Raw genomic sequence first — 15,106 nt, forward strand, 5'->3', positions numbered from 1 at the left:
GCCCGCCCAGTGGCAGCCGCGCCCACGGCCCGCAACGGAAAGGCATGAGTGAGTGGAGTCCACCCATCATCCGGCGGGCGCCGACGGCGCGTCGCCGGCGGCCGGTCAGCGTTCCGAGCTGGTCCTGCACATCAACGCGCAAGCGCACCGGCTGACCCTGGACCACCGCACCACGCTCCTGGACGCGCTCCGCGAACACCTCGGTCTCACCGGCGCCAAGAAGGGCTGCGACCACGGACAGTGCGGCGCGTGCACCGTGCTCGTCGACGGACGGCGCGCCAACAGCTGTCTGCTGCCGGCCGTGGCCCAGGGCGGGCGGCGGATCATCACGGTCGAGGGCCTGGCCGACGGGGAGCGGCTGCACCCGCTCCAGGAGGCCTTCCTGGAGCGGGACGCCTTCCAGTGCGGCTACTGCACCCCGGGCCAGCTGTGTTCGGCCGTCGGGATGCTGGCCGAGGTGGCGGACGGCTTCCCGTCGCATGTCACCCCGCCCACCGCCGGCTCCGGGACGCCCGTCACGCTCACCGACGACGAGATCCGGGAGCGGATGAGCGGAAACCTGTGCCGCTGCGGTGCCTATCCGCGGATCGTGGACGCCGTTCGGGAGGCCGGTGCCGAAGCCGGTACGGCCACCTGGACGGATGGCCGTCCGCCGGGGCAGGGGGCGGCGTCGTGAAGCCGTTCGGGTATCTCCAGGCGGCGAGCGTCGAGGAGGCCCTTCGGGCCGTGGCCGGGCAGCCCGGCGCCCGCTTTCTCGGCGGCGGCACCAACCTCGTCGACCTGATGAAGCTGGGAGTGGAGCGCCCGGAGCTGCTCGTCGACGTCACACGGCTGCCGCTCGACCGCATCGAGGAGCTGCCGGACGGGGGACTGCGGATCGGGGCGACGGTCCGCAACAGCGATCTCGCCGCGGCCGTCCCCGTACGCGACCGCTACCCGGTCGTGTCGCAGGCGCTGCTGGCCGGCGCCTCGGGGCAGCTGCGGAACACCGCGACCACCGGCGGCAATCTGCTCCAGCGCACCCGTTGCCTGTACTTCCAGGACATTGCCAAGCCCTGCAACAAGCGCGCCCCGGGCACCGGCTGCCCGGCCCTCGACGGCGCCCACCGCGACCTCGCCGTACTGGGCCACTCCGAGCACTGCGTCGCCACCCAGCCGTCGGACCTGGCGGTGGCGCTGGCCGCCGTCGACGCCACCGTTCATCTGCGCGGCCCCGACGGCGAACGCAGCGTCCCGGTGACCGACTTCCACCGGCTGCCCGGCGACCGCCCCGACCAGGACACCGTGATCCGGCCCGGCGAACTGCTCACCGCCCTCACCCTGCCCCCCGCGGCACCCGGCGCGCGCTCGCGCTACCGCAAGGCCCGCGACCGTGCCTCGTACGCGTTCGCCCTGGTCTCCGTCGCCGCCGTGCTGGAGGTGCACGACGGCGTCGTACAGCGGGCGGCGCTGGCGTTCGGCGGGCTCGCGCACCGGCCCTGGCGCGCCCGCGCGGCCGAAGAGGTGCTGCACGGCGCGCCCGCCACCGAGGACACCTTCGCCCGCGCCGCCGACGCCGAACTCGCCGCGGCCCGGCCGCTGCGCGACAACGGCTTCAAGGTCCCGCTCGCCCGCAATCTGGCCGTCGGTGTGCTGGCCGGCCTGGCGGACCCGGCCACCGACGGCTGACGACCCCACCACAGGAGGAAGCCCCCGCAGCCCCTGCCCCCGACCGAAGGACGCGCGCCATGAGCCCCGCCCCGTTCCCGCTCGGCCCGCCCCCGTACCCCCTGGGCGCCCCGCTCGTCCGCAGGGAAGGCCGTGAGAAGGTCACCGGCACCGCCCGTTACGCGGCCGAACACACCCCGCCGGGCTGCGCCTACGCCTGGCCGGTGCCCGCGACCGTCGCCCGGGGGCGGGTCACCGCCGTGGACACCGCGGCGGCACTGGCGCTGCCGGGAGTGTGCGCGGTGCTGACCCATGAGAACGCGCCGCGCCTCGGGGAGGCCGACGACCCGACGCTGTCCCTGCTCCAGGACGACCGGGTGCCGCACCGCGGCTGGTATGTCGCGCTGGTCGTGGCCGACAGCCTCGAAGCCGCCCGCGCCGCCGCCGACGCCGTCCGCGTCAGCTATGCGCCCGAGCCGCACGACGTCCTGCTGACCACCGGTCATCCGCGGATGTACGAGCCAGAGACGGCCAACGGCGGCTATCCGGGGACCCGGGAACGCGGCGACTTCGAGAAGGCGTTCGCCGCCGCGCCGTTCACCGTCGACGCCACGTACACCGTGCCCCCGCTGCACAATCACCCGATGGAGCCGCATGCCTCCACCGCCCGGTGGACCGACGGCCATCTGACCGTCCACGACTCCAGCCAGGGGGCCACCAAGGTCTGTGCGGACCTCGCCGCACTGTTCCGGCTCGACACCAGCGAGGTCACCGTCGTCTCCGAGCACGTCGGCGGCGGCTTCGGCTCCAAGGGGACGCCCCGCCCCCAGGTCGTCCTGGCCGCGATGGCCGCCCACCACACCGGGCGCCCGGTCAAACTCTCCCTGCCGCGCCGCGAGATGCCCGCGGCCGTCGGCCATCGCGCCCCCACCGTCCAGCGGGTGCGCCTCGGCGCAGGCGCCGACGGCGTCCTCACCGCCCTGTCGCACGAGGCCGCCACCCACACCTCCACCGTCAAGGAGTTCGTCGAGCAGGCCGCGGTCCCGGCGCGCGTCATGTACACCTCGCCGAACAGCCGCACCGTGCACCGGGTCGTCCCGCTCGACGTACCGACCCCCTCATGGATGCGCGCACCGGGCGAGGCCCCCGGGATGTACGCCCTGGAGTCGGCCATGGACGAACTCGCCGTCGCCCTGGACATCGACCCCGTCGACCTGCGGATCCGCAATGAACCGGACACCGAGCCGGACAGCGACCGCGCCTTCAGCAGCCGTCACCTCGTCGGCTGTCTGCGGGAGGGGGCGGAGCGCTTCGGCTGGCCGTCGCGGGACCCGCGCCCGGCCGTACGCCGCCAGGGCGATCTGCTGCTGGGCACCGGCGTCGCCGCCGCCACCTACCCCGTCCTGATCGCCCCCTCCGCCGCCGAGGCGCACGCCGCCGCCGACGGCAGCTACCGGATCCGGATCAACGCCACCGACATCGGCACCGGCGCCCGCACCGTCCTCGCCCAGGTCGCCGCCGCCGCGCTGGCCGTGCCGGAGGACCTGATCCGGATCGAGATCGGCAGCAGCGATCTGCCGCCCGCGATGCTGGCCGGCGGCTCCGCGGGCACCGCGTCCTGGGGCTGGGCGGTCCACCGGGCCGGCATGGAGCTGAGGGCGCGGCTGCGGGACCACGTGGGACCGCTCCCGGCCGACGGGCTGACGGCCGCCGCGGACACCCGGCAGGAGCTCGCCGCGGGGTCTCCGTACGCCCGGCACTCGTTCGGCGCCACCTTCGCCGAGGTCCAGGTCGACACCGTCACCGGAGAGGTCCGGGTACGCCGGCTGCTGGGTGTCTACGCGGCCGGACGCATCCTCAACTCCCGTACGGCGCGCTCCCAGTTCATCGGGGGCATGACCATGGGCCTGGGGATGGCCCTCATGGAGGGGAGCGGACTGGACCCCGCGTTCGGCGACTTCGCCGAACGCGATCTGGCCTCGTATCACGTACCGGCCTGCGCCGACGTCCCGCGGATCGAGGCGTACTGGCTCGACGAGGAGGACCCTCACCTCAACCCCATGGGCAGCAAGGGCATCGGGGAGATCGGCATCGTCGGCACCGCCGCGGCCCTCACCAACGCCGTACGGCACGCCACCGGCGTCCGGCTGCGCGACCTCCCGCTCACTCCGGACAAGGTCCTGGCCCGGCTGCGGACCGGCCCGGAGGGGGCCGGGCCGGGGGACGTCGGCGGTCCGTGATCTGTTGCGGAACCCGCACCGTGGAGTCACCATGACAAATGACCCATACGTGATAAATGCTCACTCTTCGTGTTTCGGGGTTCGTTGGTCCAACGAGGTGAAGGGCGTGAGCCTCGCGGTGAGGAGCCACGACATGACACTTCCCAGCGACCGGCACTACACGGTCGAACTGCATGCTTCGGCGGAGCGTGTGCCGCAGATCCGGCGAATTCTGGCCGCGCACCTGCGGTACTGGGATCTTGAGCTGCATATCCCGCCCGTATGCCGGGGAGTGGCGGAACTCCTGACCAATGTCCATCGCCATATCGGCCCGGACGCCCGGTGCGTCGTCGAACTCCGCTGGAGCGGCCGTCACCTCACGGCCTCCGTCGCGGACGACGGGCCACGGCTGCCTAAGCTGCTCAGCGCCGCGGGCGGCGGACTCTCCAGAGTGGCGGCGGTCAGCGACAGCTGGGGCACCTGTGGCACCCCGGACGGCAAGGTCGTCTGGTTCACCCGCCGGGTCGAGGCCACTCGCAAGACCCCGCTGACGAGCCGCACACCGCTGCGCAGCGTGCCCGACGCGAAGGGCCAGCCGGCGGTGCCGCCGCCCGTACCGGTCGAGCCGCTCGTCGAGCCCGCGCCCGAGGCCGCCGTGGCCGCCGCCGAGGCCGCTCCGGCTGCGTCGTCCGTGGTGTCGCTCGTCTGAACACAGCGTCGAGGGGCGCCCGCGTGGCGCCCCGACGGCCCATGGGCCGCGTGGGTGCGGCAACCGGCCCGGTGGCCGCAGGGTCACCCGGTCAGCCCACGGCGCCCTCGGTCCAGGCCCGGCCGACGGTCTCGTCCACCGTCTGCCGCGACGTGTCCAGCCACAGTCCGATGTCCCGCGGAGTGCCGGCCCGCAACAGCCGGTCCAGGTCCTGCACGGTCCAGTCGCGCCCGTACGCGGTCCTGGGGCGGGCCTCCTCGCGCGCCTCGACCGCCGCCGGGTCGCGGAGCACGAACGGATTCGGCCACGTGAGGCCGGTGTAAGTGCCGGTTCACCGCAGGGGGCTGAGGAATCCCGGGGGAGCGGCCGTCGCGGGCCCCCGCGCTCGCCGGCCGGGTCCCGCCGCTCGCGTCCGTGCCCCGGCCGCCGCCCGGCCCGTTGCGTCCCGCTTGCCCGGAATGGTTCCCCGGGCTTTCGCGCGGCCCGCCCGGCAAGGGAGTTCGCCGCACGTACCCCGGTGAGTCATGTCTGTGACATTCCCTCTTCCCTGCGGCTCGTTCCTCTTGGAACACTCTGCTGACCCCAGTTTCCTCACTCTCACATGCATCACCGCACAGCCATTCCTCACCCTTTCGCGAACTCCCCCACACGACATGAGGTCCCCAAAAACATGCCTGAACTGAATCGGCGGCGTTTCCTCCAGATCGCCGGTGCCTCCGCGGGAGTCTCGGCCCTGTCGAGCAGCATCGCCCGTGCCGCGGCCATCCCCGCCAAGCGACGCTCCGGATCCATCAACGACATCGAGCATGTCGTCGTCCTGATGCAGGAGAACCGTTCCTTCGACCACTACTTCGGCTCCATGAAGGGCGTCCGCGGCTTCGGTGACCCGCGCCCGCTCGTCCTCGAAAGCGGTAAGCCCGTCTGGCACCAGCAGGACGGCGACAAGGAGGTGCTGCCCTACCACCCGGACGCCGAAGACCTCGGCATGCAGTTCATCGAGGGCCTCGACCACGACTGGGCGGGCGGCCACAAGGCCTGGAACAACGGCAAGTACGACAACTGGATACCCGCGAAGACGGCCGGGACGATGGCCCACCTGACCCGCAAGGACATCCCGTTCCACTACGCGCTCGCCGACGCGTTCACCGTCTGCGACGCATACCACTGCTCGTTCATGGGTGCCACCGACCCCAACCGCTACTACATGTACACGGGCCACGTCGGCAACGACGGCTCGGGCGGCGGCCCGGTTCTCGGCAACGAGGAGCTCGGGTACAGCTGGACGACGTACCCGGAGCGGCTGGAGAAGTCCGGGATCTCCTGGAAGTTCTACCAGGACATCGGTGACGGCCTGGACGCGAACGGCAAGTGGGGCTGGATCGAGGACGCCTACCGCGGCAACTACGGCGACAACTCGCTGCTCTTCTTCAACCAGTACCGCAACGCCAAGCCCGGCGACCCGCTCTTCGACAAGGCCCGCACCGGCACCAACGTCAAGCAGGGCGACGGCTACTTCGACCGTCTCAAGGCCGACGTGAAGGCCGACAAGCTGCCCCAGGTCTCCTGGGTCGCCGCCCCCGAGGCCTTCTCCGAGCACCCCAACTGGCCCGCGAACTACGGCGCCTGGTACGTCTCCCAGGTGCTGGACGCGCTCACCTCCAACCCCGAGGTGTGGAGCAAGACGGCCCTGCTCGTCACCTACGACGAGAACGACGGCTACTTCGACCACGTCCTCCCGCCCTTCCCGCCGGCCTCCGCCGACCAGGGCCTGTCCACCGTGGACACGTCGCTCGACAGCTTCGGTGGCAACGCCAAGTACGCGGCCGGTCCCTACGGCCTCGGCCAGCGCGTCCCGATGATCGTCGTCTCCCCCTGGAGCACCGGCGGTTACGTCTGCTCCGAGGTCTTCGACCACACGTCCATCATCCGGTTCCTGGAGCGCCGCTTCGGCGTGCACGAGCCGAACATCTCGCCCTGGCGGCGCGCCATCTGCGGCGATCTGACCTCCGCCTTCGACTTCGGCCTGGAGAACACCAAGCCGGCCTCGCTCCCCGCCACCGACGGCTACCAGCCGCCGGACAACGAGCGGCACGACAGCTATGTGCCGAAGCCGCCCGCCACCCCCGTGCTGCCCAAGCAGGAGCCGGGCTCCCGGCCGTCCCGCCCGCTGCCGTACGCGCCGTTGGCCGACGGGTCCGCGACCCCTTCCACCGGGCGCTACACCCTCACCTTCAGCGGCGGCGACAAGGCCGGTGCCTGCTTCACCGTCACCGCGGGCAACCGCACCGACGGCCCCTGGTCGTACACCACGGAGGCCGGCAAGAAGATCTCCGACACCTGGAACACCTCCTACTCCAAGGACACCTACGACCTGTCGGTCTTCGGCCCGAACGGCTTTCTGCGCTCCTTCAAGGGCGACGGCAAGAAGGCCGGTCCCGAGGTGACCGCCCGCCACGACGCGACCGCCGGCCGCCTCGAACTCACCCTGACCAACCACGGCCGCACCGACTGCCACCTCACCGTCACCCACGCCTACGGCGGCGCACACGAGACCTTCACGGTCCGCGCCGGTGCCACCGTCAAGAAGCAGGTCGACCTGCGTGCCAGCAAGCGCTGGTACGACGTGTCGGTCACCTCCGACGGCGACAGCACCTTCCTGCGCCGGTTCGCCGGCCATGTGGAGAACGGCGAGCCGGGCGTGAGCGACCCGGCGATCATCACGGGCTGAGCGGGCGGACGACGTCCGTCCGGCCCGTCGGCACCACACGGGGCACCCGTCGTCGTATCGGCGGGTGCCCTGTGGCGTGGGGCAGCCGGGCCGGAGCCCCCGGTACCCGCCGCGGCGGTGTGGTGCGCGCCGCACCACCGCGGCACCGAGCGGTCAAACGGTCAGTCCGTCAGCCGTAGTTGCAGCCAGCACGAGAGCCGCACGTCCGGGTGGTCGAGGCCGATCCCGAACAGTTCGCGGGCGCGGCGGAGGCGGTACTTGAGAGTGTTGGGGTGCACGGTCAGCCGCCGGGCGGCCTCCCCGACGTTGCCGGCCGCGTCCAGCCAGGCCAGGACCGACGCCGCGTAAGCGGTGTGCCGGGTCCGGTCGTGCTCCCGCATCGCCTCGATACCGGGGTGGCGCAGACGGGGCCGGCGGTCCAGCGCGTCGGCGCAGTGCAGCAGCAGGACCCGGGCGTGTACGTCGCCGAGCGCCGCGACGCCGGGGGCTTCCGGGTCGGCGGTCGTCACCCGGAGGATGTCGTCCACCTCCGCGCGCAGCGCGGGCAGTTCGGCAGGGCCGTCGGCGGGTCGGCTGACCGCGCAGCGCAGCGGGGTCTCCAGGGTGCGGCCGAGCGCGGCCACGGCCTGTTCGGACAGCCGGCGGGCCTCGGCCTGGCCGGCCCGGGGCAGCAGGGCGTAGACCGTACGGCCGACGGTGGCCACCGCCGCCTCGGCGTGCACGGCGGCCCAGTGCCGGGCGGCCGCGGCACCCAGCCGGACCGCCTCCGGACCCGTACGGTCGGGTCCGCCTGCGGCCGGCGCACAGCCGAGGAGCGTCAGCGGCGACCGCTCCGGCAGACCGAGCTGGAAGCGGATCTCCTGCGCCGTGCCGTCGCCGCGCAGCGCCGCACGCAGGGTGTCCTCGCGGGCCCGCAGATCCAGTTCGGCCGAACTGCGGCGGCGCAGCATGTGCAGCGCGGCGAGCCGCGCACCGTCCAGCAGCGCCCGGTCACCGGCCGCATCGAGCCGGGAGTCCCCCTCGATCGCCCAGATGGTGCCCAGCGGCAGATCGCCCGCGCGCACGGCGGCCGCGGCGCGCGGCAGCTCGTCGGGGGCGAGGACCGGCAGCCGCACGACACCGGGCGTGCCGAGCACCTCGCGGTACTGGCGCTGCTGTTCGGGTTCGTCGGGCACCCGCCGGTCCAGGATGCCGCGGCGGCGCAGCTCATCGATGCGCTGGCCCGGCAGGGACGAATACGCCAGCACCCGGTGGTCGAGGTCCTCGATCGCCACCGACCCGCCGATCACCGCGGCAACGGCATTGGCCAGCGCGAACAGCTCCTCGCTGGTGCCGCCGAGGCCGGCCGGGTTTGGCGTATCCATCAGATCCACGGTCGGACCCTAGGCGATTGCGCCAACGACGGAGAAGGGGGTGGGGCCCAGCATGGTGCGGAGCCGATCCGGGGCCGGAGCCCGACGGGCGCACCGCGCGTCCCCGCCCCCGGCGCGACCCCAGCAAGGAGCACTCCCATGGCCGTCCCGACCACCCCCGCGGCGTCTGCCCCGCCGTCCTCCGAAGCCCTGCTCGGGCTGTTCCCGCCCGGCACCACGACGGCACCGGACGGCGGGCTGCGCATCGGCGGATGCCATGTGGCCGACCTGGCCGCGCGCCACGGCACCCCCGCGCTGCTCATCGACGAGGGCGCCCTGCGGGACCGGGCCGGCCGCTACGCCGACGGGCTGGCCGCGCGCCGGCCGGACTCGATGGTGGCCTTCGCCTCCAAGGCCTTCCCGTGCACCGCCGTCTACCGGCTGCTCGCTGAGGAGGGCCTCGGCGTCGATGTCGCCAGTGGCGGCGAACTGGCGCTCGCCCTCGCCGCGGGCACCGACCCGGTCAAGGTGATCGTGCACGGCAACGCCAAGTCGGAGAGCTACCTGCGGGCGGCCGTGGAGGCCGGTGTGGGCCTTGTCGTCATCGACAACTTCGACGACATCGACCGGCTGGAACACCTCATGGCCCGGGGCAAGGCCCACGGCCCCGGCCGCCGTGAGCAGCCCGTGCTGGTCCGGGTCACCCCCGATGTCCGCCCCGACACCCATGAGGCGGTCTCCACCGGCCAGCGCGGCTCGAAGTTCGGGCTGCTGCTGCCCCAGGCGCGCGAGGCGATCGCCCGGCTGCGCGGCAGCGCCCGGCTGCGCCTGGACGGGCTGCATGTGCACATCGGCTCGCAGATCCTCGACACCGAGCCGTTCGTCCGGGCCGTGGCGGCGGTGGCGGAACTCGGCCGGTTTCCCGTGTACGACCTCGGCGGCGGGCTGGGGGCCCGCTATACGTACGACGACCGGCCGCCGGGGATCGAGGCCTACCTCGACGCGCTGACCGCCGCGGCCGACGAGCTGCTGCCGGCCGGCGCCCGGGTCATCATCGAGCCGGGCCGGTCGATGGTCGCGGAGGCCGGTGTCTCGCTCTACCGCGTGGTGACGGTCAAGCGGTCCGGCGGCGAGACCTTTGTCGCCGTGGACGGCGGGATGGGGGACAACCTCGAAGTCTCGCTGTACGGGCAGCGGTTCGAGGCGACCGTGGCCACCCGGGTGCGGGCCCCCGCCGACGGGTCCCCCGGCGAACGGTGCCGTGTCGTCGGCCGGCACTGCGAGTCCGGCGATGTGCTCAGCACGGGCGTGTTCCTCCAGGACCCGCGGCCCGGGGACCTGATCGCCGTCCCGGCCACCGGCGCGTACACCTACTCCCTCGCCAACAACTACAACGCGGCCCGCCGTCCACCGGTCGTCTTCTGCCGCGACGGCCGCTCCCGCCCCGTCGTACGACGCGAGACCTACGCGGACCTGATGCGCCGCGACCTGCCCTGACGGACCCCTGACGGGCTCCCGCCCCTCCCCGGATCGAGGCCCCTGTGCGACCCACCGATGTACTGCCCGGCCAACCACCCCTCGCCCGACCGGGCCTGCGCCACCAACTCCTGCGCTCGCCGGACTGCCGCTGCCCACCTACCTCATGTTCGCCGGCTGGCTCGCCCTGGCGCTGGCCGTGTACCTCGGCTACAGCCGGCACCGTTCGCGGCTCCGGTGAGCCACGGGCCGGGGCCGGCCCCCCACGGGCGCCGGCCCCGGCCCGCCCTCGTCAGGAAGCCGCGCCGGGCAGACCGCCGCGGATCTCGCGGGCCGCGGCGACCAGGTTCTCCAGGGCGGCGCGCACCTCGGGCCAGCCGCGGGTCTTCAGACCGCAGTCGGGGTTGACCCACAGCCGTTCGGCAGGGATCGCACCGAGTCCCTTGCGCAACAGTGCCGTTGCCTCGTCCACGTCCGGTACGCGCGGCGAGTGGATGTCATAGACACCGGGCCCCACCTCGCGCGGATAGCCGGCCGTGGCGAGCTCCCCGGCGACCTGCATATGGGAGCGGGCCGCCTCCAGGCTGATGACATCGGCGTCGAGATCGTCGATGGCCTGAAGGATGTCGCCGAACTCCGCGTAGCACATATGGGTGTGGATCTGGGTGTCCGGGCGGACCCCGCTGGTGGTGAGGCGGAACGCCTCGGTGGCCCAGGCCAGGTACTCCGCATGGCCGGCGGTACGCAGCGGCAGCGTCTCGCGCAGCGCGGGCTCATCGACCTGGATCACCGAACTCCCGGCCGCTTCGAGGTCGTTCACCTCGTCGCGCAGGGCGAGCGCCACCTGCCGGGCGGTGTCGCCGAGCGGCTGGTCGTCGCGGACGAAGGACCAGGCGAGCATGGTGACCGGACCGGTGAGCATGCCCTTGACCGGCCGGTCGGTGAGCGACTGGGCGTACGTCGTCCAGCGGACCGTCATCGGCTCGGGGCGGGAGATGTCCCCGGCCAGGATCGGCGGGCGGACGTAGCGGGTGCCGTAGGACTGCACCCAGCCGTGCTGGGTGGCCAGGTAGCCGGTGAGCTGCTCGGCGAAGTACTGGACCATGTCGTTGCGCTCGGGCTCGCCGTGCACCAGGACGTCGATGCCGGCCTTCTCCTGGAAGCCGAGGACGTCGCGGATCTCGGTCTTGATGCGCTCCTCGTACCCCGCGGTGTCGATCCGCCCGGCCCGCAGATCGGCGCGGGCGGTGCGCAGTTCGGCGGTCTGCGGGAACGAGCCGATGGTGGTGGTCGGCAGCAGTGGCAGCCCGAGGTGCGCGCGCTGGGCGGCGGCCCGCTCGGCGTACGGCTGCGAACGGCGGCCGTCGGCGTCGGTGACGGCCGCGGCACGGGCGCGTACCACCGGGTCATGGGTGAGCGCCGAACCCGCCCGGGAGGACAAGTCGGCGCGGTTGGCGGCGAGTTCGGCCGCGATGGAGCCGGTGCCCTGGGCCAGGCCACGCGCCAGCGTCACGACCTCCGCGGTCTTCTGCCGGGCGAAGGCCAGCCAGCGGGCGATCTGCGGGTCGATGTCCCGCTCGGCGGCGGCGTCCAGCGGGACGTGCAGCAGCGAGCACGAGGACGAGACATCGACCCGGTCGGCCAGGCCGAGGAGCGTCCCCAGCGTGGCCAGCGACTTCTCGAAGTCGTTGATCCACACATTGCGGCCGTTGACGACACCGGCCACCAGCCGCTTGCCGGGCAGCCCGCCGACCGCCGCCAGATCGCCGAGGTTGCCGGCCGCGGCACCGGTGAAGTCCAGCGCCAGTCCGTCGACGGGCGCCTTGGCCAGCACGGGCAGCGCCTCGCCCAGCCGGTCGAAGTACGAGGCGACCAGCAGCCGCGGGCGGTCGCCGAGCGTGCCGAGATCGCGGTAGGCGCGGGCCGCGGCGTTGAGCACGGCGGGGGAGCGGTCCTGCACCAGCGCCGGTTCGTCCAGCTGCACCCAGTCGGCGCCGGCCGCCCGCAGATCGGCGAGCACCTCGGCGTAGACGGGCAGCAGCCGGTCGAGCAGCGTCAACGGGTCAAAACCGGCCGCGACACCGGGCGCGGGCTTGGCCAGCAGAAGATAGGTCACCGGCCCGACGAGGACCGGGCGGGCGGTGAGGCCGAGACCGAGTGCCTCCGTCAGCTCGGCGACCTGCTTGGCGGAGTCCGCGGCGAAGACCGTGTCCGGACCCAACTCCGGTACCAGGTAGTGGTAGTTGGTGTCGAACCACTTGGTCATCTCCAGCGGCGCCACGTCCTGCGTGCCGCGGGCCATCGCGAAGTAGCCGTCCAGCTGGTCGGCGGCCACCGCGGCGCGGTGCCGGGCGGGGATCGCGCCGAGCATCACGCTGGTGTCCAGGACGTGGTCGTAGTACGAGAAGTCGCCGGTCGGCACCTCGTGGACGCCGGCCTCGGCGAGCTGTTGCCAATTGCCGCGGCGCAGCTCGGCGGCGGTGCTGCGGAGGGCGTCGGCGCCGACGCGGCCCTTCCAGTAGCCCTCAATGGCCTTCTTCAGTTCACGGTGCTGCCCCTGACGGGGATAGCCGTGCACGGTGGCGTGTGCTGCCGCGGCTGCGGACGTGCTGGTCACGGAACTCTCCTTCGCGAGTATGTCTCCATGGACCCCGGGACGGGTCGAGGACGCGAAGGGACGGCAAACCGGACGGACCCCGGCGCGTTGCCGCGTCGTGCCCGTCTGATGTCCGCCGACCCGCCCTCGAGGTCACCGAGATCTCCCCGCGCACCGGTCGCGCGGGGGCACTGGCAGGTCTTCGGACTCGCGGGCACGTCCGCCGAAGGCGGACATCTACTGGCCGTCGCTTCCCAGACCCGGCCGGGCCCAGTGCGTATGACGGCGGTCGTTCCCACTCACCGCTGCGGGGCAGTCCCGGACTTCCACCGGGTTCCCTCTTGCGACGCGCCTGCCTGGCGGGCAGGGGCGAACCAGTTGCTGCGGCCACCCTAGGGCATGCCGTCGACGTCCCGCCCGGCCCGCGGCCCGGCCGCGGCCGGAACCGGACGCCGCCGCCGGGCCGCGCCTTGCGCTGAAGCGCGCTCCAGCTCCTAGCGTGAGCGCACCACCGGAGAGCCGCTCCGATCGAAGGGAACGACGTGCGCTACACACTGTTCGGCAGGACCGGTCTGCGGGTGAGCGAGCTGAGCCTGGGCACCATGACCATCGGCGAGGACTGGGGCTGGGGCGCGGACAAGGACACCAGCGGCCGGATCCTGGACGCGTATGCGGACGCGGGCGGCAACTTCATCGACACCGCCAACAACTACACCGACGGCGCCTCGGAGCGGATCCTGGGGGAGCTGCTCGAAGGCCGCCGGGACAGCTTCGTCCTGGCGACCAAGTACACCTGCGCGACCCGCAAAGGCGATGTGAACGCGGCGGGCAGCCACCGCAAGAACCTCGTCCGGTCGGTGGAGGCGAGCCTGGACCGGCTGCGCACCGACCACCTCGACGTGCTGTGGGTGCACGCACGGGACAATTTCACGCCCGTGGAGGAGGTGATGCGGGCGCTCGACGACGTGGTCCGGTCGGGGAAGGTGCTCTACGTCGGCGTCTCGGACTGGCCGGCCTGGGAGATCGCGCAGGCGAACACCCTCGCCGAGCTGCGCGGCTGGACCGCGTTCGCGGGCTCGCAGCTGCGCTACAACCTGCTGGAGCGGACCCCGGAGCGCGAACTGCTGCCCCAGGCCCGCGCCTTCGACCTGGCCGTGCTGGCCTGGGCGCCGCTCGCGGCGGGCCGGCTCACCGGCAAGTACCGCCGCGGTGAGACGGGCCGGCTGGATGTCGTCGGCGAGGACGACCGGCGCGACCACCACGCCGAGGAGACCGTCACCGCGGTGCTGGAGATCGCCGAGCTGGGCGGCTGGAGCCCGGCGCAGGTGGCGCTGGCGTGGCTGCGCAGCCGGCCCGGCAACATCATCCCGATCGTCGCCGCCACCAAGGAGAGCCAGCTCCTCGACAACCTGGCCGCCGTCGATGTCGCGCTGGACGCCGACGCGCTGGCGCGGCTCGACCGGTGCAGCGCGGTGCCGCTGGGCTTCCCGCACGACTTCCTGCGGGAGCCGGGCATCACCGAGAACGTCTACGGCGACCGCTGGTCCGAGATCGAGGACCGGCGCTCCACTTACCGCCGTACGACGAGCGAGATCCGCTGACCCGCTCGTCCCGGCGCGTACGGTGCCACGTCGCCGCCCCGGCGGCCGGCTGCCCGGTACGCCGAACGCCGCCGCCCGGATGGCCGGGCGGCGGCGTCTGCGGTCTAGTGAGGTGGGTGTGGCCCGCGGGGGCCGGACCGGCCGGACCGAAGGAGACGGACGCCCGATGAGGAAGATCGCCAGGACGGCTGTCGCCGCGGCCACCGCCGCCCAGTCCGCCGCGGGCCTCGCGGCGTCCACCCGTACATGAAGGCCCCGCTCACCGCCCGCCGGCCCGGCTACCGCCGCTCACCGTGAGACCTGGAGAAGCCGTGGCACCAGACAACTCCGTACCGGAGCGCGGGCGGCAGCCCCGCCGGGTCGCCCGCGGTGTCGCGCGGCTGCTGGCGGCGGCCGGGCTGGCCGTGGACGCCTACCTCCACGCCCGGCTCGCCGGCCGGTACGACGAGGTCACGGCGACCCTCGGCCAGGGCCTGCTGTTCCGCATCGATGCCGCGCTGGCCGCGCTCGCCGCCCTGCTCGTGCTGACCTGGCGCCGCCCGGCGGCCGACACCTTCGCCTGGCTCGTCGCGGCGGGCGGACTCGCGCTGCTGCTCCTCTACACCTACGTGGATCTCGGCGCGCCGGGGCCGTTGCCGGACATGTACGAACCGGGCTGGAGCAGCGACAAGAAGCTCGCCGCCCTGGCCCAGGCCGTCGCCGTCCTGGCCACCGTCTTCCTGCTGCTCACCCGCCCCCGCGTCCTCGGGAGGCACCGCAGATGAGCGTCCGCCGCAGG

The 15,106-nt window shown here is 73.2% G+C and carries 11 protein-coding genes and 1 riboswitch; of the genes, 8 read left to right on the forward strand and 3 right to left on the reverse strand.

The features are described 5' to 3' along the window. Positions 1-52 precede the first annotated feature (52 nt). From IF67_RS0131065 to IF67_RS0131080, 4 genes are all read left to right on the forward strand, one after another. Complete coding sequence (locus tag IF67_RS0131065) at positions 53-676, forward strand: 2Fe-2S iron-sulfur cluster-binding protein (RefSeq protein WP_051818780.1); 624 nt, start codon at positions 53-55, stop codon at positions 674-676. Further along, entirely contained in the window at positions 673-1,668 is a 996-nt protein-coding gene (locus IF67_RS0131070; protein WP_030991311.1) for an FAD binding domain-containing protein, read from the forward strand. Before IF67_RS0131065 ends, IF67_RS0131070 begins: the two co-directional genes overlap by 4 nt. Positions 1,669-1,727: 59 nt before the next feature. Then, complete coding sequence (locus tag IF67_RS0131075) at positions 1,728-3,887, forward strand: xanthine dehydrogenase family protein molybdopterin-binding subunit (protein ID WP_030991313.1); 2,160 nt, start codon at positions 1,728-1,730, stop codon at positions 3,885-3,887. A gap of 133 nt (positions 3,888-4,020) precedes the next feature. Next, positions 4,021-4,575 (forward strand): ATP-binding protein, encoded by a 555-nt coding sequence (locus IF67_RS0131080; RefSeq protein ID WP_030991315.1) that lies wholly within the window; start codon positions 4,021-4,023, stop codon positions 4,573-4,575. A gap of 91 nt (positions 4,576-4,666) precedes the next feature. Here IF67_RS0131080 and IF67_RS0131085 read toward each other — a convergent pair whose 3' ends face one another. After that, positions 4,667-4,867: a hypothetical protein gene (locus IF67_RS0131085; RefSeq protein ID WP_030991317.1), complete on the reverse strand. Its 201-nt coding sequence runs from the start codon at positions 4,865-4,867 to the stop codon at positions 4,667-4,669. 378 nt (positions 4,868-5,245) lie between these two features. Here IF67_RS0131085 and IF67_RS0131090 point away from each other — a divergent pair, with 378 nt between their 5' ends. Next, entirely contained in the window at positions 5,246-7,303 is a 2,058-nt protein-coding gene (locus tag IF67_RS0131090) for a phosphocholine-specific phospholipase C (protein WP_030991319.1), read from the forward strand. A gap of 161 nt (positions 7,304-7,464) precedes the next feature. Here the strand turns inward: IF67_RS0131090 and IF67_RS0131095 are convergent, their stop codons facing one another. Then, positions 7,465-8,667 carry a PucR family transcriptional regulator gene (locus IF67_RS0131095; protein ID WP_051818782.1) on the reverse strand — a complete coding sequence of 401 codons (1,203 nt, stop codon included), beginning with the start codon at positions 8,665-8,667 and terminating at the stop codon, positions 7,465-7,467. Between the two features lie 147 nt (positions 8,668-8,814). On the opposite strand from IF67_RS0131095, the gene lysA reads away from it, so the two are divergent. Continuing rightward, entirely contained in the window at positions 8,815-10,152 is a 1,338-nt protein-coding gene (lysA, locus tag IF67_RS0131100; RefSeq protein ID WP_030991321.1) for a diaminopimelate decarboxylase, read from the forward strand. Between the two features lie 271 nt (positions 10,153-10,423). Here lysA and metE read toward each other — a convergent pair whose 3' ends face one another. Then, the gene (metE, locus tag IF67_RS0131105) at positions 10,424-12,748 is read right to left on the reverse strand and encodes a 5-methyltetrahydropteroyltriglutamate--homocysteine S-methyltransferase (RefSeq protein WP_030991322.1); all 2,325 of its coding nucleotides are present in this window, start codon (positions 12,746-12,748) and stop codon (positions 10,424-10,426) included. A gap of 169 nt (positions 12,749-12,917) precedes the next feature. Further along, a riboswitch (cobalamin riboswitch) is annotated at positions 12,918-13,106 on the reverse strand. A 163-nt stretch (positions 13,107-13,269) separates the two neighbouring features. On the opposite strand from metE, the gene IF67_RS0131110 reads away from it, so the two are divergent. Beyond that, positions 13,270-14,328, forward strand: a complete 1,059-nt coding sequence (locus tag IF67_RS0131110; protein WP_030991323.1) for an aldo/keto reductase — start codon at positions 13,270-13,272, stop codon at positions 14,326-14,328. A 311-nt stretch (positions 14,329-14,639) separates the two neighbouring features. Then, positions 14,640-15,092, forward strand: a complete 453-nt coding sequence (locus IF67_RS0131120) for a hypothetical protein (RefSeq protein WP_030991324.1) — start codon at positions 14,640-14,642, stop codon at positions 15,090-15,092. Positions 15,093-15,106: the final 14 nt, after the last annotated feature.

The sequence above is a fragment of the Streptomyces sp. NRRL S-1813 genome, assembly GCF_000719605.1.
GTDB classification, from domain to species: domain Bacteria; phylum Actinomycetota; class Actinomycetes; order Streptomycetales; family Streptomycetaceae; genus Streptomyces; species Streptomyces decoyicus.